Annotated in this window: 12 protein-coding genes; 3 read left to right on the top strand and 9 right to left on the bottom strand. The window is 67.0% G+C overall.

The genetic code is table 11. The annotated features are described in order from the left end of the window. Window position 1: 1 nt before the first annotated feature. The 7 genes from fusA to ACWV14_RS33500 all read right to left on the bottom strand — a co-directional run bounded on the left by fusA (window position 2) and on the right by ACWV14_RS33500 (window position 9,260). Window positions 2–2,062 carry an elongation factor G gene (fusA, locus tag ACWV14_RS33530; RefSeq protein WP_454908125.1) on the bottom strand — a complete coding sequence of 687 codons (2,061 nt, stop codon included), beginning with the start codon at window positions 2,060–2,062 and terminating at the stop codon, window positions 2–4. 124 nt (window positions 2,063–2,186) lie between these two features. Next, window positions 2,187–3,569, bottom strand: a complete 1,383-nt coding sequence (locus tag ACWV14_RS33525) for a GntT/GntP/DsdX family permease (RefSeq protein ID WP_454908124.1) — start codon at window positions 3,567–3,569, stop codon at window positions 2,187–2,189. Then, window positions 3,570–4,091: a gluconokinase gene (locus tag ACWV14_RS33520; protein ID WP_454908123.1), complete on the bottom strand. Its 522-nt coding sequence runs from the start codon at window positions 4,089–4,091 to the stop codon at window positions 3,570–3,572. 11 nt (window positions 4,092–4,102) lie between these two features. Beyond that, on the bottom strand, window positions 4,103–4,540 hold the full coding sequence (locus ACWV14_RS33515) for a CBS domain-containing protein (protein ID WP_454908122.1): 438 nt from the start codon (window positions 4,538–4,540) through the stop codon (window positions 4,103–4,105). A 45-nt stretch (window positions 4,541–4,585) separates the two neighbouring features. Next, window positions 4,586–5,641 carry a 2-oxoacid:ferredoxin oxidoreductase subunit beta gene (locus tag ACWV14_RS33510; RefSeq protein WP_454908121.1) on the bottom strand — a complete coding sequence of 352 codons (1,056 nt, stop codon included), beginning with the start codon at window positions 5,639–5,641 and terminating at the stop codon, window positions 4,586–4,588. Further along, window positions 5,638–7,464, bottom strand: coding sequence for a 2-oxoacid:acceptor oxidoreductase subunit alpha (locus ACWV14_RS33505; protein WP_454908120.1), 1,827 nt, complete (start codon window positions 7,462–7,464; stop codon window positions 5,638–5,640). The genes ACWV14_RS33510 and ACWV14_RS33505 overlap by 4 nt, the downstream gene beginning before the upstream one ends. Then, window positions 7,461–9,260: an FAD-dependent oxidoreductase gene (locus ACWV14_RS33500; RefSeq protein ID WP_454908119.1), complete on the bottom strand. Its 1,800-nt coding sequence runs from the start codon at window positions 9,258–9,260 to the stop codon at window positions 7,461–7,463. Before ACWV14_RS33500 ends, ACWV14_RS33505 begins: the two co-directional genes overlap by 4 nt. A 279-nt stretch (window positions 9,261–9,539) precedes the next feature. Here ACWV14_RS33500 and ACWV14_RS33495 point away from each other — a divergent pair, with 279 nt between their 5' ends. Then, window positions 9,540–10,886 carry an MFS family transporter gene (locus tag ACWV14_RS33495; RefSeq protein WP_454908118.1) on the top strand — a complete coding sequence of 449 codons (1,347 nt, stop codon included), beginning with the start codon at window positions 9,540–9,542 and terminating at the stop codon, window positions 10,884–10,886. Window positions 10,887–10,907: 21 nt separating this feature from the next. Here the strand turns inward: ACWV14_RS33495 and ACWV14_RS33490 are convergent, their stop codons facing one another. Next, entirely contained in the window at window positions 10,908–11,861 is a 954-nt protein-coding gene (locus ACWV14_RS33490; protein WP_454908117.1) for a LysR family transcriptional regulator, read from the bottom strand. 116 nt (window positions 11,862–11,977) lie between these two features. Here ACWV14_RS33490 and ACWV14_RS33485 point away from each other — a divergent pair, with 116 nt between their 5' ends. Together ACWV14_RS33485 and ACWV14_RS33480 are read left to right on the top strand one after the other, a co-directional pair. After that, window positions 11,978–12,958 (top strand): Bug family tripartite tricarboxylate transporter substrate binding protein, encoded by a 981-nt coding sequence (locus tag ACWV14_RS33485; RefSeq protein WP_454908116.1) that lies wholly within the window; start codon window positions 11,978–11,980, stop codon window positions 12,956–12,958. A 3-nt stretch (window positions 12,959–12,961) separates the two neighbouring features. Continuing rightward, a complete protein-coding gene (locus ACWV14_RS33480) occupies window positions 12,962–13,816 on the top strand; it encodes an alpha/beta fold hydrolase (RefSeq protein WP_454908115.1) in 855 nt (284 codons plus the stop codon). A gap of 72 nt (window positions 13,817–13,888) precedes the next feature. Here ACWV14_RS33480 and ACWV14_RS33475 read toward each other — a convergent pair whose 3' ends face one another. Beyond that, entirely contained in the window at window positions 13,889–14,617 is a 729-nt protein-coding gene (locus tag ACWV14_RS33475; protein ID WP_454908114.1) for a winged helix-turn-helix domain-containing protein, read from the bottom strand. Window positions 14,618–14,624: the final 7 nt, after the last annotated feature.

Here is a 14,624-nt window from a genome sequence, read left to right as displayed (position 1 = left end):
TTCAGTCTTCTTCATGCACCCGGTACTGCCCCATCAGCGTCTGCTGCGTCGCCGGTGGCACCGCCTCGTAGTGCGACAGCGCGATGGTGTAGCGCCCCTGCCCGCTGGTCATCGCATTGAGGCGTGACTGGTAGCTGGCCAGTTCGGCCATCGGCACTTGGCCGCGAACGACCACCGTGCCTGCGCCCCCGGCCGACGTGCCGGTGACCAGGCCCCGGCGGGTTGAAAGATCGCCGGTGACATCGCCGACCGACTGCTCGGGCACGGCGATCTCGATCTCGACGATCGGCTCGAGCACCACCGGCCGGGCCTCGCGGATGGCCGCCATGAAGGCCTTGCGGCCCGCGGTGGCGAAGGCGATGTCCTTGCTGTCCACGCTGTGGTGCTTGCCGTCGTGCACCACGACGCGCACGTCGACCACCGGATAGCCGGCGATCGCACCGCACACCAGCACCTCGCGCACGCCCTTCTCGACCGCGGGGATGAAATGCCCCGGAATCGCGCCGCCGCGCACCTCGTCGGCAAACTCGAAGCCGCCGCCGCGCGCCAGCGGCTCGATGCGCAGGAAGACTTCTCCGAACTGGCCGGCGCCGCCGGTCTGCTTCTTGTGGCGGTGATGGCCCTCGGCCAGCGCGGTCACGGTCTCGCGGTAGGCGATGCGCGGCGGCCGCGTCTGCACCTCGAAGCGGTACACCTCGCGCAGGCGATCGAGCACGATGCGCAGATGAAGCTCGCTCAGGCCGTACAGCACCGTCTCGTTGGTCGCCATCACATGCTCGATGCGCAGGCAGGGGTCCTCGGCCGCGAGCTTGCCAAGGATCTCCCAGGCGCGCTGCTCGTCGCCGTGGCGCTTGGGCTCCACGGCCAAGCCGTGTACCGGCACCGGAAACGCCAGCGGCGCGAGATGCACATGGCTGTCTTCGGCAGCGTCGTGCAGCACGGCATCGAAGTGGATCTCGTCGACCTTGGCCACCGCAACGATATCGCCCGGCACCGCGTGCGACACCTCGACATGGTCCTTGCCCTGCAGCATGAACAGGTGCCCCACCTTGAAGGGCTTTCGGCCATCGCCGATGTAGAGCTGGCTGTCGCGCGTGAGCGTGCCCTGGTGCACGCGGAAGATGCCCATCTTGCCGACATAGGGGTCGATCGTGACCTTGAACACATGCGCCAGCACGTGCAGCGACGGGTCGGGCCTGGCCTGCATGGGCTTGGCCTGCGCGCCCTCGCCGACGATGAATTCCGGCGGGTTGGCTTCGGTCGGGTCGGGCAGGAGCTTGACGATCACGTCCAGCAGTTCGGCCACGCCGGCGCCGCTGCGCGACGAGACGAAGCACACCGGAATCAGATGGCCTTCGCGCAGCGCCTGCTCGAGCGGCGCGTGCAGCTCGGCCGGATTCACGTCGCCCTCCTCGAGGTAGCGCTCGACGAAGGCCGCATCGACCTCGACCACCTGCTCCACCAGCGCGCGATGCGCCGCTTCGACGGGGCCGAAGTCGGACTGCCCGAAGCGGTTGAAGAAGCAGTCCACCACCTGCCTGCCGACCCCGTCGGGCAGGTTCAGCGGCAGGCATTCGCGGCCGAAGGTGGCCTGGATGTCGGCCAGCAGGCCCGCCAGCGAGATGCCCTGCGAGTCGATCTTGTTGACGATGATCATGCGGGTGAGATGGCGCGAGGCCGCGTACTCCATCATGCGCACCGCCATCGGCTCGATGCCGGTGGCGGCATTGATGACCACCGCCACCGTTTCGACCGCCTCCAGCGCCGGCAGGCTCTGGCCGAGGAAGTCGGGGCCGCCGGGCGTGTCGATGAAGTGAATGCGCGTGCCCGCATGCGTGAGGTGCAGCACCGATGCGTTGAGCGAGTGCTGCAGGCGGCGCTCCAGCGGGTCATGGTCGCTGACGGTGCTGCCGCGCTCGACGCTGCCGCACGCCTTGATGGCACCGGCCTTGAACAACAGGGCCTCGGCGAGGGAGGTCTTGCCGGCGGCGGCGGCGCCGACGAGCGCCAGTGTTCGCACCGCTTCCATTTCGGCCGCGAGGCCGTTCGATCGGCTTGGCATGGCTGGACTCCTTCGCATCCGGAAGGCCGACCCGGCGGCCCGCAGGGGCTCGGGTGCCGCGCACGGACACCGGGCCAGCGTACGGGATCGGCCGGGCCGACGCAAGCCAGTTGGCGCCCGGCCCTCAGAAAACGGCCGACAGTGCGAGCGTCAGCAGCAGCCCCATTACGGAGATCACCGTCTCCATCATCGACCAGGTCTTGATCGTCTGCCCCACCGTGAGGCCGAAGTATTCCTTCACCAGCCAGAAGCCCGCGTCGTTCACATGGGAGAAGAACAGCGAGCCGGCACCGATGGCCAGCACGACGAGCGACAGGTGGTTGGTCGACAGCCCGCCGGCCAGCGGCGCGATGATGCCCGCCGCGGTGACTGTCGCCACCGTCGCGGAGCCGGTCGCCAGGCGGATCAGCACCGCCACGATCCAGCCCAGCACCAGCGTCGACAGGCCCGCCGCGAGTGCGATCTTGGCGATGGCATTGCCGGTGCCGCCGTCGACGAGCGCCTGCTTGAAACCGCCGCCGGCGCCCACGATGAGCATCACGCCCACCACCGGCAGCAGGCTGTCGGCGATCTTCCTGGCCAGCACGGGCAGCGTGAAGCCCACGGCGGTGCCGAAGGTCACCATGGCCAGCAACACGGCCACCAGCAGGGCGAAGACGGGGTCGCCGATGAAGTCGAGCACCGGCCGCAGCGGTGCCGCCTTGTCCAGCCAGATGTCGGCCGCCGCCTTCAGCAGCATCAGCACCAGGGGAGACAGCAGGGTGACCAGGGTCCACGCGAAGGTCGGGCTGCCGCTGGGCTTCTGGTCGCCCGCATTGGCGGCCGACCCCGAGGCCGTGACCGCAAGCCCCGCGCCGGCCGCGCCGATCGGAACCAGCCGGGCCGCCATCAGGCCGAAGAGCGGCCCGGCCACGGCCACCGTCGGAATGGCGATCAGCAGCCCGAGCGCCAGGGTCACGCCGACGTTCGCATGCAGGATGGCAATGGCGGCGAGCGGCCCCGGGTGCGGCGGAATGAACCCGTGCAGCACCGACAGGCCGGCCAGCGCCGGAATGCCGAGCCGCATGGCGGGCCCCTTGGAGCGGTGCACCGCGAGCATGACCACGGGAATCAGCAGCACGAGCCCGATCTCGAAGAACATCGGTATCCCGATGATGCTGGCGACCAGCGCCATCTTCCAGGGCAGCGTGGCGGGGCGCCCTCGCAGCAGCGTCTCGACCAGCCTGTCGGCGCCGCCGGAATCCGCCAGCAGCTTGCCGAGCATCGCGCCCAGCGCGATGAGCACGCCCACGTAGCCCAGCACGCCGCCGACGCCGTTTTCATAGGACGCCGTCACCTTGTCCAGCGGAATGCCCGAGCCGACGCCGACGAAGAGCGCGCCTATGGTCAGGGCCAGGAAGGCATGCAGCTTCAGCCACACGATCAGCACGACCAGCAGCGCGATGCCGATGGCCGCGACGGCCAGCACCTGGATGTCGTGCGCGTTCAGCGCGGTGGAAGCGTTCATTCAGTCAAGGCCCAGGGTTTCGATGATGGTCTGCGCCAGCGCGGAGGGCGCCGGGCCGACGTCGACGCGAATCGCGGGCTCGTCCGCCGAGGGCTCCTCCAGGTCGGCGAACTGGCTGTCGAGCAAGCTGGGCGGCATGAAGTGGCCGTGGCGGGCCATCAGGCGCGCGGCGATGGTCTCGCGCGAGCCGTGGAGGTAGACGAACACCACGCCTGCGCCGCGCCGGTTGATCACCTCGCGGTAGGAGCGCTTGAGGGCCGAGCAGGTGATGAGCCCATGCTCGCCGGCGTCGATGCGCTCGTCCACCCAGTCCGCGACCTTGCGCAGCCAGGGCGCGCGGTCCTCGTCGGTGAGCGGATGCCCTGCTTCCATCTTGGCGATGTTCGAAGGCGGATGGAGTGCATCGCCCTCCTCGAACGGCCAGGACAGGCGGCCCGCGAGGATGGCGGCCACGGTCGTCTTGCCGCAGCCCGAGACGCCCATGAGCACCAGCACCTGCGGTTTTTGAGTGGGAAGAGGCATTGGTTTCCTTGTCAGCCCAGTGCGTCGTTCAGTTGTTCGCGGAACTCGGTCAGGCTCACGGCCGCGCCGATCTCGCGCGGCAGCGCATCGCGCACCGAGAACACGCCGACGACCTTCTTGCCCGCCACCAGCGGCAGGTGGCGAAAGCCCCTCTCCAGCATGAGCACCACCGCGTCGGACACCGGCGTCTCGGGCGGCACGCAGATCGGGTTGGGCGTCATGACTTCGCGCACCGCGGTGCGATCGGGATCGAGCCCCCGGGCCAGCACGCGGGTCATCAGGTCGCGCTCGGTCAGGATGCCCACCAGGATGTCGGGCAGCTCCATGACGAGCACGCTGCCGCAGTTGGCGCGCGTCATCACGCAGGCGGCGTCGCGCACGCTGGCCTGCGGCGCCAGGCTGATCAGGTGCGTGCGCGAGATGGATTGGAAAACGGTGCGCTCGGCCATGGTGCGCCCTCCTGAAAGAGGGTCAATGGTGCCCCCGGCCGCCGATCAGCGCAAGGAGGCATTCAGCCGCTCGAGCGCCGAGGCGCCCGGGCACAGTTCGGCCGGCCCCAGCGCATTGAGCGGGCGGTCGCTGGTGTTGAGGGCGGTGTGCAGGTCGGTGGCCAACGGATCGACGTAGAGCAGTCCGGTGACCACCTCGCCCATTTCCTGGTGGCGCTGCATGTAGGCCATGGCCGCATAGCGGTCGCCGGGCGTGTATTCAGGGTGCAGGCTGCGCAGGCGCAGCAGCGTGCCGTCATGCTGGCGCACGTCCATCACCTCGCCCGGCTCGATGTCGACGGCGATTTCGTCCCGCCCGCTGATGAAGTCGATGCGGCTCACCGCTTCGTTGTGCTCGCGCACGTAGTCGTAGCTCTTGGTGCTGCCGGGATGGTTGTTGAAGGCCACGCAAGGGCTGATCACGTCGATGAACGCCGAGCCGCCGTGGCTGATCGCGCCCTTGATGAGCGGCACCAGCTGCGCCTTGTTGCCCGAGAAGCCGCGCCCCACGTAGCTGGCGCCCAGCTGCAGCGCCATGGCCACCAGGTCGACCGGGCTGTCGGTGTTGACCACGCCCTTCTTGCTCTTGGAGCCCTGGTCGGCCGTGGCCGAGAACTGGCCCTTGGTCAGGCCGTAGACCCCGTTGTTCTCCACGATGTAGGCCATGCGCACGCCGCGCCGCATGGCATGCGCGAACTGGCCCAGGCCGATGGAGGCCGAGTCGCCGTCTCCCGAAACGCCCAGGTACAGCAGGTCGCGATTGGCCAGGTTGGCGCCGGTCAGCACGCTGGGCATGCGGCCGTGCACGGTGTTGAAGCCGTGCGACGCGCCAAGGAAATAGTCCGGCGTCTTGGAGCTGCAGCCGATGCCCGAGAGCTTGGCCACGCGATGCGGCTCAATGTCCAGCTCCCAGCAGGCCTCGATGATGGCGGCCGAGATCGAGTCGTGGCCGCAGCCGGCGCACAGCGTCGAGATCTTGCCTTCGTAGTCGCGCCGCGTGTAGCCCACCTTGTTGACGGCCAGCGTCGGATGGCGCAGCCTGGGCTTGGCGAGGTAGGTCATGCCGCCTCCTTCGTCGGATGAACATGCGTGGCGATCGCCTGGACGATGAAGCGCGCGGTGATCGGCGTGCCGTCGAAATGCAGCACCCGGATCAGCCGCGCCGGGTCGGCGTCCAGCTCGTTGACCAGCAGGCTGCGCATCTGCGCGTCGCGGTTCTGCTCGACCACGAACACTTTGTCGTGCTGCGCCACGAACTGCGCCACGCTGTCGGGAAAGGGAAAGGCGCGCAGCCGCATGGCATCGAGGTGGATGCCCCTCGCTTCGAGCGCATCCAGCGCCTCGTGCATCGACGGGCTGGTCGAGCCGAAATGGATCACGCCCAGCGCGGTCTTGCGTGCGGCGGGCCGCAGCACCGGCTGCGGCACCAGCGTGGCCGCGGTCGCGAACTTCTTCAGCAGCCGCTCCATGTTGTAGATGTAGTCCGGCCCGCGCTCCGAATACCGGGCATAGGCGTCGCGCGTGGTACCGCGCGTGAAGTAGCTGCCCTTGGTCGGGTGCGTGCCCGGCAGCGTGCGCCAGGGAATGCCGTCGCCGTCCACGTCCTTGTAGCGGCCGAAGTCGCGCCCCGCCTCCAGCTCCTCTGCGCTCATGACCTTGCCTCGGTCGTAGGCCTTGCTGTCGTCCCAGGCAAAGGGCTCGCACAGGCGCTGGTTCATGCCGATGTCCAGGTCGGTCATGAGGAACACCGGCGTCTGCAGCCGGTCGGCCAGCTCCAGGGCCGCCGCCGCGTGCTCGAAGCACTCGTGCGGGTCCTCGGGAAACAGCAGCACGTGCTTGGTGTCGCCGTGCGACGCATAGGCGCAGGCCAGGATGTCGGCCTGCTGCGTGCGCGTGGGCATGCCGGTGGAAGGTCCGCCGCGCTGCACGTTGATCAGCGTGATCGGAATCTCCGCGAAGTAGGCCAGCCCGATGAATTCGGCCATCAGCGAAATGCCCGGACCCGAGGTCGCGGTGAAGGCCCGTGCGCCGTTCCAGCCGGCGCCGACCACCATGCCGATAGAAGCCAGCTCGTCCTCCGCCTGCACGATGGCGAAGCGGTGCTGGCCGGTGGCGGGGTCCACGCGGAACTTGGTGCAGTACTTCTGGAAGGCCTCGGCCACCGAGGAAGACGGCGTGATCGGATACCAGGCAGCGACCGTGGCGCCGCCATATACGCAGCCCAGTGCCGCAGCGCTGTTGCCGTCCACGAAGATGCGCCCGCCCACCCGGTCGGCGCGCCGCACCTGCAGCCCCACGGGATCGCGCAGGTTCTCCCGCGCGAAGTCGCAGCCCAGGTGCAGCGCCTGCACGTTGGAGGCCAGCAGCTTTTCCTTGCCCTTGTACTGCTCGCCGAACAGCTTCTCGACCACCTCGGGCTCGATGCCGAGCAGGATGGCCAGGGCGCCTACGTAGACGATGTTCTTGAACAGCTGGCGCTGGCGCGGGTCTTGATAGACGGCGTTGCAGATTTCGGTGAGCGGCATGCCGATCACGCGGATGTCGTCGCGGAACTTCGACGGCGGCAGCGGCCGGGTGCTGTCGTAGAAAAGGTAACCGCCCGGCTCCAGCTCGGCCACGTCGGCGTCCCAGGTCTGCGGGTTCATCGCCACCATCATGTCGGTGCCGCCGCGCCGCCCCAGGTGCCCGTCTTCGGTCACGCGCACCTCGTACCAGGTCGGCAGGCCCTGGATGTTGCTCGGGAAGATGTTGCGCGGGCTCACCGGCACGCCCATGCGCAGGATGGCCTTTGCGAACAGCTCGTTGGCCGAAGCCGAGCCCGAGCCGTTGACGTTGGCGAACTTGATGACGAAGTCGTTGACCGCCTCGATCTGCTTTTGCGTCATGCGGCCGCCCCCTGCCCCGCCGGCGTCATCTTCAGCAGGAACTTCTGCATGTCCCAGGCGCCCGTGGGGCAGCGCTCGGCGCACAGGCCGCAGTGCAGGCAAACGTCTTCGTCCTTGACCATGACGCGCCCCGTCTTGAGCCCGCCGGACACGTACAGGTCCTGCGCCAGGTTCAGCGCCGGTGCCTTGAGGCGGGGCCTCAGCTCGTCTTCTTCCGCGTTGTCGACGAAGTTGATGCAGTCCATCGGGCAGATGTCCACGCAGGCATCGCACTCGATGCAGGCAGCCTCGGTGAACACGGTCTGCACGTCGCAGTTCAGACAGCGCTCGGCCTCCTTGAAGGCGGTGGCGGCGTCGAAGCCCAGTTCCACCTCCACGCGGATGCTGGCCAGCGCCGTCTCGGCCTTGGCCCACGGGACCTTGTAGCGCAGGTCGTTGGAGGTGTCGTTGTCGTAGCTCCACTCGTGGATGCCCATCTTCTGCGACACCAGGTTGGTCATGGGTGCCGGCCGCACGTAGATCGGCTCGGCGCGCAGCAGCTTGTCGATGGACACCGCCGCCTCGTGCCCGTGGGCGACGGCCGTGATGATGTTCTTCGGACCGAAGGCTGCATCGCCGCCGAAGAACACGTGGGGCACCGAGGACTGGAAGGTGTTCTTGTCGAGCGCCGGCAGGCCCCACTTGTCGAAGTCGATGCCGCAATCGCGCTCGATCCAGGGGAATGCGTTTTCCTGGCCCACCGCCACCAGCACGTCGTCGCATTCGAAGTAGGCCTCCGGCTCCCCGGTAGGCACCAGCGAGCGGCGGCCCTTGTCGTCGTACTCGGCGCGGACAATCTCGAAGCGCATGCCCACGAGCTTGCCGTCCTCGTGCACGAAGGCTTTCGGCACATGGAAGTTGATGATCGGGATGCCCTCGTGCGCGGCGTCTTCCTTCTCCCAGGGCGAGGCTTTCATCTCCTCGAACCCGCTGCGCACGATGACCTTCACGTCGGTGCCGCCCAGGCGGCGCGCCGAGCGGCAGCAGTCCATTGCCGTGTTGCCGCCGCCCAGCACGATCACGCGCTTGCCGATGCTGCTGACGTGGCCGAAGGACACGGAGTTCAGCCAGTCGATGCCGATGTGGATGCCGGCCGCGGCCTCCTGCCGCCCCGGCACGTCGAGGTCGCGCCCGCGCGGGGCGCCGCAACCGACGAAGATCGCATCCCAGTCCTGGGCCATCAGCGCCTTCATCGACGCGATGCGCTCGCCGCCGCAGAACTCCACGCCCAGGTCCAGCACGTAGCCCGTCTCTTCGTCGATGACCGACTCGGGCAGGCGGAAGCGCGGAATCTGCGTGCGGATGAAGCCGCCGGCCTTGGCCTCGCCGTCGAACACCGTCACTTCGTAGCCCAGCGGCGCCAGGTCGCGCGCGACGGTGAGCGAGGCCGGCCCGGCGCCGATGCATGCGACACGCTTTCCGTTCTTCGGCCCGGGCTGGGGCATGCGCGCGCGCACGTCGTCCTTCATGTCGGCCGCCACGCGCTTGAGCCGGCAGATCGCCACCGGCTCCGGCGCCTCGGCGTTGCTTTCTTCCACCCGTCCGCGCCGGCAGGCCGGCTCGCAGGGCCGGTCGCAGGTGCGCCCCAGGATGCCGGGAAAGACGTTGGAAGCCCAGTTGATCATGTAGGCGTCGCTGTAGCGGCGCTGCGCGATCATGCGTATGTATTCGGGGACAGGAGTGTGCGCCGGACAGGCGTACTGGCAATCGACGACTTTGTGGAAATAGGTCGGGTCGGCAATATTCGTTCGCTGCAACGCATATCTCCTGGCTGTCGCCTGGAGCCCCGGAGGGGCCGGCGAGTGGCTTTTGCGCGAGTATGCGCCGCGCCTGCGGACGCGCGGCCTTGGTGGAATCCCGCAGCATCGCCCGGCACGCCGGCCTGGATGCGATCTAGGTGTTTACCCTTGCGTACCGATACGTAGACACCCGCCGGGCGGCTACGGACGACAGCGCCCCGGCGGCCGGACAGACTCGCCGCCACGGCCTCGCGCGGCTTCGCGGCGGGCCGCAGCCAGAGACAAGGACCCCTTTCCATGACCGCCTTCGCAAGCAGCGCGACCGCCGGCGCCTCCAGCCCCGACGCCACCGCCGACAACAACACCCCCTACACCTTCGAAGAAAAGCGCAAGCGCATCTTCGCCATCTTCGCCGCCTCGTCCGGCAACCTGGTGGAGTGGTTCGACTTCTACGTCTACGCCTTCTGCGCCATCTATTTCGCGCCGGCCTTCTTCCCCAAGTCAGACCCGACCGTGCAGCTGCTGAACACCGCCGGCGTGTTCGCCGCCGGTTTCCTGATGCGCCCGATCGGCGGCTGGCTGTTCGGCCGGCTGGCCGACCGCAAGGGCCGCAAGACATCGATGGTGACCTCGGTGGTCATGATGTGCGTGGGCTCGCTGGTGATCGCCTGCCTGCCGACCTACGCGCAGATCGGCGCCGCGGCACCCGCGCTGCTGCTGCTCGCGCGGCTGCTGCAGGGCCTGTCGGTCGGCGGCGAGTACGGCACCACCGCCACCTACATGAGCGAAGTGGCGATGCGCGGACAGCGCGGCTTCTTCTCGTCCTTCCAGTACGTCACGCTGATCGGCGGCCAGTTGCTGGCCGTGGTCGTGGTGGTGGTGCTGCAGCAGGTGCTGGACGAGGCCGAGCTGCGCAGCTGGGGCTGGCGCATTCCCTTCGTGCTGGGCGCCGTGGCGGCCATCGTGGCCCTGATGCTGCGCCGCACGCTGACCGAGACCGCCAGCACCAAGACCCGCGCCGCCAAGGGCGCCGGCAGCGTGGCGGAACTGTTCAAGCACCACAAGCGCGCCTTCTTCGTGGTGCTGGGCTACACGGCCGGCGGCTCGCTGATCTTCTACACCTTCACCACCTACATGCAGAAGTACCTGGTGAACTCGGCCGGCATGTCGATCAAGACCGCCAGCAACATCATGACGGCGTGCCTGTTCATCTACATGTGCATGCAGCCGCTGTTCGGCGCGCTGTCGGACCGCATCGGCCGCCGCAGCAACATGCTGCTGTTCGGCGCCCTGGGCGTGCTGATGACGGTGCCGGTGCTGACCAGCCTGCAGAGCGTGAGCAGCCCGCTGATGGCCGGCGTGCTCATCACCCTGGCGCTGGCGGTGGTGAGCTTCTACACCTCGATCAGCGGCATCGTGAAGGCCGAGATGTTCCCGCCCGAAGTGCGCGCGCTGGGCGTGGGCCTGTCGTACGCGGTGGGCAACGCCATCTTCGGCGGCAGCGCGGAATACGTGGCGCTGGGGCTGAAGTCGATCGGCCACGAGTCGTACTTCTACTGGTACGTGACCGGCATGATGGCCCTGGCGTTCCTGGTTAGCCTGCTGCTGCCGAAGCAGGCGACTTACCTGCACAACGACAAGTAAGAGGCGAGCCGCCGCGCCGCCTTACGACGCAGGCCGCCTGGTGCGAGAAGGCGCTGACCTCGCAGTGAGAAAAGTTGCCAGGCGGTCCAGCGCGCCGCTGCGCTCGCGCAAAGGCAGCAGCATGCCGATGTCGCGAAATGCCGCAGGCGCATGCCAGTGCACTTCGACCAGATGCCCCCCGTCCAGCAGATGCCGCACGACGCTGCACGGCAATAGCGCCAACAGTTCCTTCTTGGCAAGCAGCGCCCAGACCATCGTCGGTGAGGTGGTCAGGACATTGCAAGTCTTCGGCGGCTGCGCGGAGTCCGCGAAGAGCTCGTCGAAGGCTTGACGTGCCGCCACCGGCGCTGGCGTCGTGAGCCAGGTCGCAGCCTCCAGCTGCGCCTGCGACACCTTCTTCTTCAATGCCAGCGGATGGCCCGGCGCAGCGACAACGGCAAAGCGGTCTTGCTGCAGCGCGATGAATTCCCAACCCTCAGGCAGGACCTCCGGCGCGCGGCACACGAAACAGTCGATCTCGCCCGCGGTCAGCAGCGAAGGCTGATTGGCCGCATCGGCCTCTTGCAACTGCACGAGGATGTCGGGGTGGGCGCTGGCGAACGCCGGCAATGCGTCACCAAGCAGGCTGCTGATGCCTGCGGCAATGGCCGCCACGCGAACGACCGAACTGGCGCGGCTTGTGATGGCCACCGTTTGCGTGGCGGCTTCGTCCACGAGCGCCAGCATGCGCCGCGCCATCGGCAGCAGCGCGACTCCCAGCACAGTTGCGGACATGCCTTTCGAATGCCGCAGGAACAACGCGCTGCCAAGCAGCGCTTCGAGGTCCGACAGCGCCTGCGTGGCGGTCGGCTGCGCCATGCCGATCGCTTCAGACGCGCGCTTGACGGAGCCCAGATCGGCGGTGCGAACAAACACCTCGAGATGGCGCATGCGCGCGCGACTCAGCAGGCGGTTGCGCAGTACTGTGGCGGACAAGGTCATGCGTCTGAAGATATTGGAGATGCCGATAGCAGCTGGCAAAAATTGATTGGAAGTCTATCGCTTCAACAACCAAACTGTGGAGGACAAAACATCGAACCGGAGACATTCATTTGGCCCTCTTCAAACACGGACGACGCCTGCGGGCGTCGCTGCTCCTGGCTTGCGCCGCCGCGTGCGTCTTGCCCGCCTTTGCGCAGACCTATCCCGACAAGCCCATCACGCTGATCGTTCCCTACCCGCCGGGCGCGGCCGTCGACCGCGTGGCCCGTGGACTGTCGCTCGAGCTTGGCAAGCGTCTGGGACAGAGCGTGATCGTCGACAACGTCGCCGGCGCCTCGGGCACGGTGGCCGGCAAGCGCATGCTTCGCACGCAGCCTGACGGCTACACCTTGATGATCGGCACGGTCAATGAACTGGTGGTCGCGCCGCCCGTGATGAAGGCGGGCTACACAGCGCGCGATTTCACGCCCATCGCGAAGATATCCAACAACTCGACGGTGCTGGTCGCGCATCCAGGGTTCGGTGCCAACAATGTCGACGAGTTGATCGAACTGGGCCGCAAGAGTCGCGAACCTCTTCTGTCCGGCGCCACCGGCACGGCCACGATGCAGACCTTCGGCGGCACGATGCTGGCCGACGCAGGCGGCTTCAAGATGACCCACGTTGTCTACAAGGGTGGCTCGCCGCTGCTCAACGACCTTGTCGCGGGGCAGGTGCAACTCGGCACGATCGCGCTGACTTCGGCGCTGCCGTTCATCCGCGACGGCAAGCTCAAGGCCATCGGCATCATCTCGCTGCACCGCGACCCGACGGCCGCCAACATACCCACCGTGAACGAGGGCAAGACAGTCAAGAACGTGCAGGCCGACCTTTGGACCGGGCTCATAGGCCCTGCGCATATGCCTCCCGCGGTGGTGGCCCGCCTGAGCAGCGCGGTGCGCGAGATCATGGCCAGCGCAAGCTACCGGGAAGCCGAATTCAAGTCGGGCAGCGTAGTGGCCGAATTTGCCGAGCCCGCGGCCTTCGGCCGATTCCTCGCCCAGGAAGAAGAGCGCGTGCGTCCGCTGCTCGCCAACGTCAAGCCGGAGTAGAAATTGAGCCTGACATCGCTACCGCTGAACCGGATAGACATCGGAAACGACATCGAAATCCACTACGCCGAGGCCGGCATCGGAACCCCGCTGATCTTCGTGCATGGGGGAATGGGCGACTGGCAGTCGTGGGCGCCGCAATGGCAGTCGTTCGTGCCGCACTTTCGCTGCATCACCTACAGCCGCCGCTTCAGTTCACCGAACCGCAACCTTCTGGGCAGTACCACTCACTCGGTCACCGACGAGGCCCATGACCTTGCCGGTTTCATGGACGCCATCCACGCCGCGCCTGCGGTGTTGGTAGGCACGTCCTACGGCGCGTACACCGCGCTCGCGCTGGCCCTGCGCTGGCCGGAGAAAGTTCGAGCCCTTGCGTTGACGGAGCCACCCGTGCTGCCTTTCGCGGACCGGGTGCCCGGCGGACGAGAGGCCCGCGAGCTCTTCGAGCGCGAAGTGCTGCGGCCGGCGGACGCGGCGTTTGCAGAGGGCGAGATCGACCGTGCGATCGACATCCTGACGGGGGGAATCAACGGGCGCGACAGCAAGGAGGCGATGTCAGAAGCCGGGCTGGCAGGCCGCCGTCGCAACGCGCAGGCAATGCGCGCGCTCGCCTTGTCGAGCGAGCCCTATCCCGCGCTGGACGTCGAAGCGCTTGCCACGCTCGAGATCCCGACGTTGCTGCTGCGCGGCGAGCTAACGCAACCCATCCACCGGGCTGTATCCAGTGCGCTTGCGGCACTGATGCCACACGCAAGCATGATCGAAGTTCCGGCAGCAGGGCATGGCGTTCATCGCGACAACCCCGCGCTTTTCAACTCGGTGGTACTTCGCTTTCTTGCTGGTCGAAACATCGCATAGACGGACCTCGGACACCAATCCCGGACTTGACGCTCGATATCTGGACGAGGACCGACGATCAGCGGAGAGGCGCTAACCGTCTGCCTGTCTTTCACACGGGTCCGCATGAACCGGGTCGTCGGGTTTCAGGACGGCGTTTTCATGCGTACGATTCTGAGGATTGTCCTGGGTGAAAGCCGCATCCGCAGTTGCGGCCATCAGCTTGTAGCCATGTCCGTAAACCGGTACCAGCGAGAATCCATTTTCCTTGCGCAAGGCCAGGCGTGTTCGCAATCTGGCGACGCATACATCCAACGCCCGAGATCGGCGACTTTGCGTGGAACCATTCCACAACGAGCGCATGAGCAGTTCTCGCGACACCACATGCCCAATATTGCCGAAAAGAGTGATAGCCAAGTCGAACTGAAGCGGCTGGAGCTGAATTTCAAGGTTCTTGTGAATCACCACATGGCGGCCGTCCATTACAAAGCGATAGTCACCCCAACTTACTTCCCGCTCGGCATCGCTGCGCACTGCACGAAAACCGGACCGGTGCAGGAGCGCTTCAATCCTCCATTCAAGTTCATCCCCGCTCAACGTCGTGATGCCAATGACACTAGCGCCGAAAAAATCGGCGTTGCGCGGCAACGATCGCCATTGCATTTCATCCAGACAGAGAAGGACCGGAACATCCTTTGCCCGACAAATGCCCGAGACGCCGAGCCACTCTGAATGGCGGTTGACAGTCATCACCAGCACATCGAACTGGTGATTCTTCGCGAGCTGCTCGAGAAACTCGTTGGAATCTGGAAACTCATGCACGGAGGGG

It is taken from the genome of Variovorax durovernensis (genome assembly GCF_977011995.1).
Note: the sequence above shows the minus strand (reverse complement) of the source record. Positions and strands in the feature narration are given on the sequence as shown.